Source organism: Anabaena sp. FACHB-1237 (genome assembly GCF_014696225.1).
Taxonomy (GTDB): domain Bacteria; phylum Cyanobacteriota; class Cyanobacteriia; order Cyanobacteriales; family Nostocaceae; genus FACHB-1237.
Map to the genome: position 1 here is coordinate 1 of NZ_JACJPV010000072.1, position 11,970 is coordinate 11,970.

The window sequence follows — 11,970 nt, forward strand, 5'->3', positions numbered from 1 at the left end:
CCAGGTGGTGTGCATTCTTATTGGTTCTTATTGAGAATAGGTTTTGATGACGTTTTTGGTGATTTACTGTTTCTCAAATGCCTTTTTTCACTTTATATGTTTGTTTTGATGCTCCCTTTAATTTTTTCTCTACGTAATTTCCCTCTGTGACAGTTTGGGGTGCGGAATGTGGGATAAAATCCAACTCCTTTAATTTTCCAATTACAATTATTTAATGCTTGTAAACCTAAAACCTGGAGAGGCTTTGATTTCCCCCCTTCCCTTTTAGGGAAGGGGGTTAGGGGGTTAGGTCAAGCTGCTACAAGATTGGGAATATATGCGGAAGAATCGCCTTTAATGGCTTGACTATAGTTACCGTCAATACCTAAAGGAAGATCACCAGCAATAGTTACACGCTGTACCCGACGAGGTTCGTTACCATAGTCAGCGATCGCATAGTGTTGAGTAGCACGGTTATCCCAAAACGCCACATCTCCAACTTGCCAACGCCAACGCACTGTATTCTCAGGTCGTGTAATATAAGATTGCAACAAGCGAATAATATCTGCTGATTCAGTGGGAGATAAACCGCGAATTTGCCGTACAAAACCACCTATAAATAAACCTTTTTCCCCAGATTCAGGATGAATTCTCACCACTGGATGCAAGGTTTCATACACTGTGGAAGTAAATACGTCTCGGTAAGATTTTACTTCTTCCGGTATATCAAAGGCTGTGGCATAATCATAAGCATTGCTATGTACAGCCCAAAGTTTATCCGCTAAATTACGCAAATGCTCTGGTAAATCTTGGTATGCAGTTACGGAATTTGCCCAAATAGTATCCCCTCCCGTCGGTGGAATTACCAAAGACCTCAACACTGAACCAAGGGGCGGACGATCTACAAATGTAACATCAGTGTGCCAGCTATTAGCACGGGCAACGGTACGACTATAATCTAAATCCAATACTTCTGGATAGCCGGGTAGAGATGGAACTGTGGGATGTGCGGTAGTGATTTCACCGAAACGACGGGCAAAATCTACTTGTCCATTAGCATCTAGTTCTTGGTTACGGAAGAAAATGACTTTATATTGAACTAAGGCTCTTCTAATTTCGCTGATAATTTCATCACTGAGATGAGTAGCTAGGTTAACACCTTTAATTTTTGCACCAATGCGTCCAGCAATTGGTTTGACTTCTATGTTTTGATAACTCATAAATGTGTGCAAATCTGTGTAAATCTGTGTGTTCAATTATATGATAGGTATTTTGCCTACTTGTACTTAAATGAAATTTGCTATTTCACTAAGCAGCCACAGGAACAGGAGTAGCAAATTTAGCATATCGCTCAATATAGAACTCTTTGGAGTGAGCGATCGCTTTCACTGAAGGACGTTCTTTAATCGCGTGCTTCCACTGTTTAATGCGAGTAAATTCAACAGGGATACCAAAACCACGATAATGTTTGAGAGCAGCCCATCTTTCAAACCAGGGGAAAAAGGTGAAATCGGCCAAACTGATAGATTCACCAAACCAGTAGGGACCACCTCCCGAAAGTTTGCCTAAACCTTCATTTTCAATAAATTCTAGGTGCTTGTATAGTTCTTGTTTAGCTTCCTCTTGTTTTTGGAAATCGGGACTGCGTAACAGAGTAGAAAAAGCAGGAACTAGTCTAGTATTAGCAAAATCTATCCAAATCCGAGCCTGAGCTTTAGCAATAGGATTACTAGGTAAAAGCGGAGGGTTAGGAAATACTTCATCCAGATATTCATTAATAACTGCTGATTCCCAAATTCTATTTTCCCCATGAGTAATTGCAGGTACTTTTCCATAAGGAGAAACTTTTGTAAAGCCTTCTGGTTTATTCTGCAAATCAATTTCAATCAAATCAAAATCAATACCCTTTTCTTGAAGTACCAAGCGAGTCCGGTGAGCATAAGGACAAACTACCGCACTATAGATTTTGATATCAGCCATGTTTAAATTCCTTAGTAAATTAATCTTTGTAATTACAACAGATTTTAAGTAAATGAAGTACAGATATAAATAGTAAAACTATTGTAGCGTAGGCATTTTGCCTGCCTGTACCTCATAAAATTCAAAACTACTGTAATTTGACTTTTGACTTATACTACTGTATTCTGATACATTAACAGTAGATTATATTTATAATACCTGATCAATCAACAACTAATCAAGTATCAACCAATACAATAAATGAGAAATTTGTAGAACACAGTCCTCATCAGAGAAAAATCATATTTTGTGTTGGAAAAATAAATGTCGACTATACCAGAACGAAAGTAGGGGTAATTCATGAATTACCCTTACGCAAGAATCAGGTTTTGATTTCCATCTTGCGTAAGTTCTATATATAATAAATGTCATAGCCAATATTTTATAATACCCAACAAATATGAAGAAATTAATAAGTGTCTCCAAAACCCTATTTATCAGTACAGGAATTTGTTTATTTTCTATTCCTCATACCTTGGCAATGCCAACAAGGTTATTAACTACCAGAACAACTTATAATCAAACTAGTGCTTGGGGAACAACTTATTATTTCACAATCAAATTACCAGAGTCTCTGATTAATTGGCAATTACAACAGGTAGTTTTAACACAAATAGAAGGGTTAGAAAATATTGAATTTGATCAGAAAAACAGTGTTGCTTTTGTAGACAGCAATGGCAAAAAAGAAAAGCTACGTATTACCCTAGCTAAGAGATTAAATCAACCACAAACTTTGATTGTTACTTTTAACCAGCCAATTTACTCTAATCAATTAATTACCATCGGCTTAAAACCTTTTCATAATCCTCATACCGAAGGTATTTATCAATTCCGAGTTGAGGTAATATCTTCTGATGAAAAAGCAAATAATTTAGTTGTTGGAACTGCTCGTTTGCAATTCTACGACGATTTTTATGATCAACTGTTCCCACGATGGTAAAGTTAAAGGTTAACTGTTAATAGTTAACCTTTAAAAATGTTGACTTCTCTACTAGTTAGTATAAGCTAATTCTTTGAGATCAGATAGTGATTTATTAACAGCTTCTACAAATTCTTTCAACACATCTTTTAACCGTTGATCAATTTCTTCATCTAACTGTAAGCTACCATCAGGTTGAATTACAATTTGCTTATCCACTGCGTAAACTGTACTTAAAATATGTCTTGCACCTAATTCACCTAAAACTGGTTTTAAGGCATATTCTATTGATAATAAATGAGCGATTGTACCACCAGTTGCTAAAGGTAAGATAACCTTACCTGTTAAGGCTTTTTGTGGTAATAAATCTAAAAAAGATTTGAGTACCCCAGTATAAGCTGCTTTGTAAATTGGAGTCGCAATAATTACCCCACTTGCTTGTTCTAATAATGCTTTTGGTTTTTCTAAAGCTGGACTATTATAACGTCCAAAAACTAAATCTTCCGCAGGTAAATCTCGTACAGAAATAATCTCTGTTTCTAAGCCTTGTTGGGAAAGAATTTGAGTTGCATATTCTAAAATTCCGTAGGTTCTAGAAGGATGAGAAGGACTACCAGCGATCGCTAAAATATAAGCCATGTGATCTAAACCTCTTGATTTAACTAATTTTTAACTAATCTACAGATGCCACTGTAGTTTCTCTCAGGTGTTCTTTAAGTTGTTTAGGAAATTCTTCCGTAGCAACAACTTCACCAAAAGGACTTAATAATTGTGGTTCTAATATTGGTAAATTATCCAAAGGTAAACGTGGAAAAAGCAATTCTGCTACCCGATAAGCCTCTTCTAAATGGGGATAACCAGACAGAATAAAGGTATCAATTCCTAAATCTGTATATTCTTGCATTCTTCTAGCAACTATATCAGGATCTCCTACTAATGCAGTTCCAGCACCACCTCTAACTAAACCAATTCCTGCCCATAAATTAGGGCTAATTTCTAATGCTTCTCGACTGCCATTATGTAATTCCTTCATGCGTTTTTGTCCTTCAGAATCCATGCGAGAATAGGCTTCTTGGGTTTTGAGAATAGTTTGATCATCAACATAACGAATTAGATCATTAGCTGCATCCCAAGCCTGACTTTCAGTTTCTCTCACGATGACATGAAGACGAATACCAAAGCGTAATTTTCTACCTTGTACATCTGCTAAACGTTTTACAGAAGCGATTTTTTCTGCTACTTGTTGAGGAGGTTCACCCCAAGTCAAATAAACATCAACGTGCTTGGCAGCGATTTCTTGGGCAATAAGAGAAGAACCACCAAACCACAAAGGTGGATGAGGTTTTTGAACATTAGGAAAGAGAATTTTCCCTTCTTTAATATGCAGATAATCGCCTTCAAAATTGACAATTTTACCACCTGCAATTTCCCGCCAAACTGTGAGAAATTCATCAGTTAATTTATAGCGATCGCCATGATTTAGATGTAAACCATCACCTGCTAATTCAACAGGATCGCCTCCAGTAACCACATTAATTAATAATCGTCCGCCAGAAATTCTATCAAAAGTTGCGGCCATTCTTGCTGCTACTCCTGGTGACATCAACCCTGGTCTGATTGCTACTAAAAACCGCATTTTTTTAGTGTAAGTTACCAAAGTTGCAGCCAAAATCCAAGCATCTTCACAGGAACGACCTGTAGGCAATAAAGCACCTGTAAAACCTAACTGATCAACCGCTTGGGCAATTTGTCGCCAATAATCAAAATTAACTGAACGACCACCTATAGCAGTTCCTAAATAGCGTCCATCGCCATGTGTGGGAATAAACCAAAGAACTTGCATGATTCTTATTTAAGTGTCATATTTTTCAATCATTAACTACGTTAAATCTATGGGTAAATCGTAGTATTAAGGTAATGTGTAAGAGTATTACATAAATGGATGCAGAAAGCAATACTTTTACTGAAAAATACTGTAAATCCATCGAAAATTAGTAGGTTATTTTTTTAAGTAGCTAGGATTCCATTGTAACCAGTAATTTTCCAGTGTTTTAGCCACTATATCCGCCAATTTGCCAAATAAGGCATATATCAAAATACTTAAAACTACAATATCTGTTTGCATGAATTCTCTAGCATTTGTAGCCATATAGCCAATACCAGAATCAGCAGCTATTGTTTCTGCCACAATAAGAGTTAACCACATAATACCTAAAGAAAAACGTACACCTACCAAAATTGAAGACATAGCCCCAGGGAGAATAATGCGCCAAAACAAACCCCAAGTATTTAAACCGTAAATTTTACCCATTTCAATTAATCCGTGATCAACACTACGAATACCATGAAAAGTGTTTAAATAAATAGGAAACATGACACCCAAAGATACTAAAAATAATCTCGCTTCATCACCAATACCAAACCATAAAATTACTAACGGAATTAATGCTAAATTGGGAATATTACGCAACATTTGTAAGGATGTATCTAGTAACTTTTCTGCAATGGGAGAAACACCATTAATCAAACCTAAACTAAATCCAATACTTCCTCCAACTAGAAACCCAGATATTGCCCGTATAGCACTAATGCCAATATTTCTAAAAAGTTCACCTGACTGAGTTAATTTAATAGCAGCACTAACAACTGATAAAGGTGCTGGTAATATTCTTGTAGGAATAACACCAATAGAAGATAGAAATTGCCATAATATAACTATTGTGATAGGTACAACCCAAGGTATGAAAGATTGCACATAAGGATGTTGGATAAATTTCAGATGGAATTTATGCTTTTTCATTGTGTACCTTGATGAAAAATTGGCAGTAGGAGAAGAAAGTTTCATATATTAGTATTAGGTGAAAGTTAATAAGTGACAGGTAACACACCAGAAATTGGAAATTTGTTGTGTTTGGCATAGGCGGAGGAAAGGAATTTAACCGCCATTAACGCCATTAAAATGTATGTGAGTAAGTCATCAGTGAATAGCAACAATCACAAAGATTCATTTTCATTTCACAAAATAAAATGTTAAATTCTTTGGATTAAGATATTTCAGGTACTGACGACTGAATACTTACAAATCTGAAAATAGTAGTAACAAATTCAGATTATTTCTTACTAAGTCTGGTAGGCGTAATCGCTGCATACTGTTGAGAATTTAAAACTGAATCTCTGATAGCAATTTGTTTAGGAATAACACCTTCTTTATAGAACAAATCAGCAATACGTTGTTGTTCAGCAATTAGAGATGAGTTAATTGGACGTATGCGGAATGTACGTCTACGAACTACCACAGATAAAAGTGATGGATCAAGTTTTAGTTCAGGTGCAAGAATTTTCACAACTTCATTAGGATTAGATTCTGCCCATTCTCCTAACTTATCCACCTCTTCTAAAACTATTCGCACAACTTCTGGATTTTCCACAGCAAAACTGCGTCTAGCCATATAAAATCCGCCTTGGGTAGCAATCCTGGAAGCATTTCTTAAAACACGAGCATTAGCAGTTTTTTGTACAACAGCAATAAAAGGATCCCAAGCCACCCAAGCATCAATTTTCTTTTGAATAAAAGCATCACGGGCTTCTGCCGGAGTTAAACTTACTGGTTGAATATCACTATATTTTAAACCTACTTCACCCAAAGCTCTTAGTAATAAATAATGTGATGCAGAACCCTTTTGAAAAACAACTTTTTTACCTTTAAGATCCTTAACTGTCTTAATAGGAGAATCCGGCTGGACAACAATAGCACTACCTTCACCCTTGCTAGGTTTACGTCCAGCAATATAAGCTAATTGAGCACCCGCAGCCTGAGCAAAAATTGGTGGAGTTTCTCCCACCGAACCAATATCAACTTTGTTTGCATTCATAGCCTCCATTAATTGTGGACCTGCAGGAAATGGAGACCATTCTACCTTGATACCTAAAGGCTCAAGACGCTTATCTATAACTCCTTTAATCTTCACAATATCACCCGATGTTTGATATGCAAGTCGAACTACTTTAGTTTTAATACCTGTTTTCCTACTAGCATTTTGAGCTTGAGCTTGTACTAAATTAGTGGCCATTGGGCTAGAAACTAGTACCAAAGCTAATGCTGAGACAGAGTATTGAATGAACTTCTGTAAAACTGTACGTCGTGTTAAATTAAGGCTCATAATTTTGTATTCTCACTGCAATTTTAATTGTGTTTTAATACTGTTTTAGAAATCTAAAATGGGCGACTTCCTGCTAAACTAATACGTTTTAAAACTCGACGTTGATCAGGATCAAATGCTTGACGATAATGTAAAGTAGATTGATTATCCCAATAAACAATATCACCCACAGACCATTTATGTTGATAACAAAATTGCGGTTGATAAAGATAAAGATGATTTCTCAACTGTTTAATTAATTCTTTACCCTCTTGAACTTCTAAACCAACAACTTCAACTTCTGTGGCGTAATCTAAATTTAAAATTTTCTTGCCACTTTCAGGATGGGTTCTCACCAAAGGGTGAGGAAATACAGGACTAATAAGAGGGATAGTCTTATCTTCACGGTATTTTCTGCGAGGTTCTCCTGGTTTGTTTAAAAATGGATTGTAAGTAATTAACTGCAAATTTGCTATTCGCTTTTTTGTAGATTGATCTAAAGATTCATAAGCTAAATTGAGATTTAACCACGAAGTATCGCCACCTTGAGATGGTACTTCCAAAGCATAAAGTAAAGAACCACTAGAAGGATATGGAGTCCATTTATGATCAGAATGAAAAGCTAATTCTCCTGTGCCTGTGTAACCATTATCAACATTAGAGACAGGAATTATCACTGGTGTAACTCCTGGTTGAGAAGCTAGAACAGGAATATTATCTGGAGGCACAAATAATGAACCAAAATTAAAACTAAAGTTTAAAAATTGCTCATCATTAAGATGCTGATTTTTAAAGATGAGGATATGATAATCTCTCAGAGATTGTTTTAATTCCAAAATCACTTGAGGTGAAATTTTTTGACTAGCATCTAGTCCAGTAACAACTGCTCCTAATGGAGCATTAAGAGGAGTAATTTGGATATTAGTTAAAGTAAGGGTCGGCATAGTTCAAAATTTTGTCAACAATCAAATTAACTTCATTGTTCATTAATTAAGTTCAATTCAAGTTTTATTCCTTCTTAATTTCGCCTCCGTAAAGCCAGCATAAAAAGGAATAAAACTCTGATAAAATGCTATTTTTTACTAAGCACCTCTTTAGGAGTAATTGCAGCATATTGTTGAGGACTTAAAAATCCATCTCTAACATTTACTTTTTTAGGGATAAGCCCTAAGCTATACCATTTATCTGCAACTTGTTGTTGTTTTCTGATCAATCTTTCATTAATTGGCACTAATGAAAAATCATATTTATCGTGCATTTTCTCTAAAGTTGGGGCATCAAGCTGAGTCACAGTAGTTAGTAACTGAGCAATTTCTTTACGATTCTTTTTAGACCAAACTTGTGCTTTTTGTAATTCTTCCAGAAAGATTTTAATTACTTGGGGGTTTTCTTGATAGAATTTCCGATTGGTAGAAATAAAGTTGTTGGTATCTCTTAACCCATTACCACCATCTAGTAAAACTCGACCGACTTTATTTTGCACATTTCTAGTTACAAATGGCTCCCAAATAAACCAACCATCTACTTTACCTTGGCTAAAGGCAACATTAGCATCTGGAGGTGCTAAAAAAACTGAAGTTACATCAGAGAGTTTTAAGCCTTCTCTTTCTGCTGCTCTAACTGTCAAATAATGTCCAATAGATGCTTTTTGGAAAGCAATTTTTTTGCCTTTTAAATCTTTGAAACTCTTAGCATTTGACTTGGAAGGGACTAAAAGTGAAACTGATCTACCATCAGAAGAAGTAGCTGCTAAATATACGAGAGGAACTCCAGCAGCTTGAGAAAAAACTGGAGGTGATTCGGCTGTAGACGCAATATCAAGTCCACCTGCATTTAAAGCCTCTAATTGTTGAGGACCAGCAGCAAATTCAGGCCATTCAACTTTATAGCCTAAAGATCCTAATCGTTTTTCTAAAATGCCTTTTTTTTCTAAAACTGCCAGGGCTGTAAGTTGTTTAGAACGAACAATTCGGACTACTTTTTTATTATTATTAGCAATTAACTTACTATTTGTGTTAGTTGCATTTGTAGAAGAAATTGTTTGCTGCTGAATGTTATTTTGGGATGTATTTAAAGTAAATACTGTGGCAGATAAGACCAAGCTATAGCTAAAAACAGATATAGTCTGACGGGGATTAGTAACTAGACGTTGCCAAAATACCAAGTTTTTGAAATTCTTTTTCCAACTGAACATTGTGTTGAATTACCTTTTACTTTTGATGTTCTGTGAAAAAATCACAAAATTTAAAAATACTGAGAAACTATTTAGAAAATGAGGTGAGAACGAAAAACCCACCTCAAGTAGAAGTGTAAGGAAAACTGAATGTAACTGAAGTGAAACACTGCCTATTACACTTACACAAGTGTTACATTCTTAGGGTGCTTCAGATTTGATAAACTTGCCAGAAATGAACAGATTTTCAACACCTGAGACACCCTAGAAGAGATATAAAATGAAACGTTAATATACGTTTTAAAAATTTTGACATCTGGTACGCCTTATAAAAACATTTTGAGCTTTTGTTTAGTTTTTGCAAATTTGCAAATATTATCATTACAAATCTATGCAGCATTAATAGAATTTAGGTAATATGAAGATTCTCCTATTAACTCTTTTTCCGATTGTAGTAATTCTTGATGTAAAGATTCTTGCTTACCCATGACTCTATCTAATATTCTCTCTACAGTTCTTGCAAACTTGGCATCACCCCTAGCTCTGGGACGAGGAAGGTCAATTTTGACATTCATACTGATTTGACCATTTTCAATTAATACTACTCTGTCTGCTAATACCACAGCTTCTTCTACATCATGAGTAATTAATAGTGCAGTAAATCCTTGTTCCTTCCATAAGCGTTCTAACAATTGCTGCATTTCAATCCTAGTCAGGGCGTCTAATGCTCCCAATGGTTCATCTAGTAGTAGTACAGAAGGTTTACTTGCTAAGGCTCGCGCTAAGGCTACCCGTTGTCTTTGTCCACCAGAAAGTACGGAAGGCCATTCATGGGCGCGGTCTTCTAACCCCACTTCACGTAGCACTTGTAAGGCTGTTTGCTTGGCATATATTTTGGAGTTAGAACCTAATAAACCTAGTTCTACGTTTGCTAATACTCGTTGCCAAGGTAACAATCGCGCATCTTGAAACATCATCCGCATGGTGGGATTAATACGTTGTTGTGTATATTTACCATTCAATAAAATATCACCACCACTGGGAGTATCTAACCCAGCAATTAAACGCAACATTGTACTTTTACCACAGCCACTACGACCGACAATAGCTACAAATTCTCCTGGCTGAATCTCTAAATCAATTCCTTGTAAAACCGTTTTGCTGCCAAAGGATTTTCTTAAACCTTCAATGTTTAATTTCATTCCTTTTGCTTGATTAGTCATATTCAAAGCCTCCCATTTTAGATTTTTATTTAGGACTTACGCAGGATGGGACTAAAACCCTGATTATTGTGTAGCAGTAATTCATGAATTACCGCTACTTTCATGATATTTTGCGTAAGTCCTGTTATTCATTCAGCACATCTGTCAACTAAAAATGAACAGCACTCCTATAACGTTGTTGCTAACCGAAATTTTGATAATTTCTATACTCATGTTGATTTATTTTTCGGTTTAAAAACACCTGATAAGTTGACAGAAGCTTCTTTTTCAAACTACTTGCCAGTAATACAAAAGTTTTAGTAAACAAGCATCTAGTACGGATACTAATATGCTTGCTGTTCAACTCATATTACAATCTACGGCAAATCGGTAGGAATACCGTATCTTTATTTTAGTGTTGCACAATTAAGTTAAAAATGCAAGTATTTTTTTAGGAAACTTTTAGAAAATTTTTAGAATAAATACAAAAAAAATCCCCACTTATTTATGAGGATTTAGTTAACGAAAAACTTTGACAATTAACTCAGTAATTGCTAATATTAAGCACAACAATTATTTTTTATCTTTATTTGAGATTTACAGCAAATTTGATCTAACTCAAGTAAATTTATGGCAGACAAGATGCCCACTATACAATATGCTTTTAACGTAATTCAAACCCTAAATTATTCAATATTTGTCGTAGCTGTTGTCGACCTGATAAAGATTCAGCAGATGCTACCCTTTTACTAGAATGTTCTGCCCAATCACCGGGAACGTTCATCTGTTGAGATTCATAGAAATCTTTCATAACTTGATTGTATAAAGATATTCCTTCATCTTGTTCTGAAAGTTGATAAGTTTCTCGATGCAAGACCACTGATTGAGGTAGGCGTGGTTTAATAGCTACATTTACATTTGGATCTGCGTAACCAACACATAATCCAAATACTGCAACTACATGAGGAGGTAGTTTTAATATTTGTGCTACTTCTTGTGGTTTGTTACGCAATGCACCAATATACACTGTTCCTAAACCTAGAGATTCTGCGGCTACTACTGCATTTTGCGCTGCTAATGTGGCATCTATAGCAGCCATTAGAAACATTTCTAAATAATCTAAACCTTCATGAGATAGTCCACGATTTTCAGCAATGTAACTAAGTCTAGCTAAATCTGCTAACCATAACAGAAATAAGGGAGATTGGCGAATATGTGCTTGATTATTAGTCAGTTTAGATAATTCTTCCTTGCGATTTGCATCTTCAACTGCTACGACACTCCACGTTTGTAGATTAGAAGAACTAGCAGCAGATTGAGCAGCAGCAATTAAAACTTCTAAAGTTCCTGGGGGTAAAGCATCGGGTAAATAAGCACGAATTGAACGATGAGATAACAGAGTCGTTAAGGTTTCACTGCTATATAAAACCTAGACAAAACTAGACTTTACTTTCTACTTCAATGGGAGCATGGGAGCGGTTATCCCTCAGTAGACTTACACGCCTTAGCCAGACGCGATAAATTAATTGAGATCGGAAG

Annotated in this window: 10 protein-coding genes and 1 pseudogene; 1 reads left to right on the forward strand and 10 read right to left on the reverse strand. The window is 35.7% G+C overall.

All coding sequences use genetic code 11. The features are described 5' to 3' along the window. Positions 1-290 precede the first annotated feature (290 nt). The gene (locus H6F32_RS19610) at positions 291-1,199 is read right to left on the reverse strand and encodes a TauD/TfdA family dioxygenase (protein WP_190370956.1); all 909 of its coding nucleotides are present in this window, start codon (positions 1,197-1,199) and stop codon (positions 291-293) included. An 88-nt stretch (positions 1,200-1,287) separates the two neighbouring features. Then, on the reverse strand, positions 1,288-1,959 hold the full coding sequence (locus tag H6F32_RS19615; RefSeq protein WP_190370957.1) for a glutathione S-transferase family protein: 672 nt from the start codon (positions 1,957-1,959) through the stop codon (positions 1,288-1,290). A 439-nt stretch (positions 1,960-2,398) separates the two neighbouring features. Here H6F32_RS19615 and H6F32_RS19620 point away from each other — a divergent pair, with 439 nt between their 5' ends. Beyond that, the gene (locus H6F32_RS19620) at positions 2,399-2,938 is read left to right on the forward strand and encodes a DUF2808 domain-containing protein (protein ID WP_190370958.1); all 540 of its coding nucleotides are present in this window, start codon (positions 2,399-2,401) and stop codon (positions 2,936-2,938) included. A 51-nt stretch (positions 2,939-2,989) separates the two neighbouring features. Here H6F32_RS19620 and ssuE read toward each other — a convergent pair whose 3' ends face one another. From ssuE to H6F32_RS19660, 8 genes and pseudogenes are all read right to left on the reverse strand, one after another. After that, positions 2,990-3,556 (reverse strand): NADPH-dependent FMN reductase, encoded by a 567-nt coding sequence (gene ssuE / locus H6F32_RS19625; protein ID WP_190370959.1) that lies wholly within the window; start codon positions 3,554-3,556, stop codon positions 2,990-2,992. Between the two features lie 34 nt (positions 3,557-3,590). Next, positions 3,591-4,760 (reverse strand): FMNH2-dependent alkanesulfonate monooxygenase, encoded by a 1,170-nt coding sequence (gene ssuD, locus H6F32_RS19630; protein ID WP_190370960.1) that lies wholly within the window; start codon positions 4,758-4,760, stop codon positions 3,591-3,593. A gap of 156 nt (positions 4,761-4,916) precedes the next feature. Next, complete coding sequence (gene ssuC, locus H6F32_RS19635) at positions 4,917-5,717, reverse strand: aliphatic sulfonate ABC transporter permease SsuC (protein WP_190370961.1); 801 nt, start codon at positions 5,715-5,717, stop codon at positions 4,917-4,919. 310 nt (positions 5,718-6,027) lie between these two features. Next, positions 6,028-7,077 carry a sulfonate ABC transporter substrate-binding protein gene (locus H6F32_RS19640; RefSeq protein WP_190370962.1) on the reverse strand — a complete coding sequence of 350 codons (1,050 nt, stop codon included), beginning with the start codon at positions 7,075-7,077 and terminating at the stop codon, positions 6,028-6,030. Between the two features lie 53 nt (positions 7,078-7,130). Further along, positions 7,131-8,000: a TauD/TfdA family dioxygenase gene (locus H6F32_RS19645; RefSeq protein ID WP_190370963.1), complete on the reverse strand. Its 870-nt coding sequence runs from the start codon at positions 7,998-8,000 to the stop codon at positions 7,131-7,133. A 128-nt stretch (positions 8,001-8,128) separates the two neighbouring features. After that, positions 8,129-9,250 carry an aliphatic sulfonate ABC transporter substrate-binding protein gene (locus tag H6F32_RS19650; protein WP_190370964.1) on the reverse strand — a complete coding sequence of 374 codons (1,122 nt, stop codon included), beginning with the start codon at positions 9,248-9,250 and terminating at the stop codon, positions 8,129-8,131. Between the two features lie 368 nt (positions 9,251-9,618). Continuing rightward, entirely contained in the window at positions 9,619-10,452 is an 834-nt protein-coding gene (locus tag H6F32_RS19655; RefSeq protein WP_190370965.1) for an ATP-binding cassette domain-containing protein, read from the reverse strand. Between the two features lie 643 nt (positions 10,453-11,095). Continuing rightward, a pseudogene (locus H6F32_RS19660) lies at positions 11,096-11,848 on the reverse strand (NADPH-dependent oxidoreductase); the annotation flags it as partial. Between the last annotated feature and the right edge of the window lie 122 nt (positions 11,849-11,970).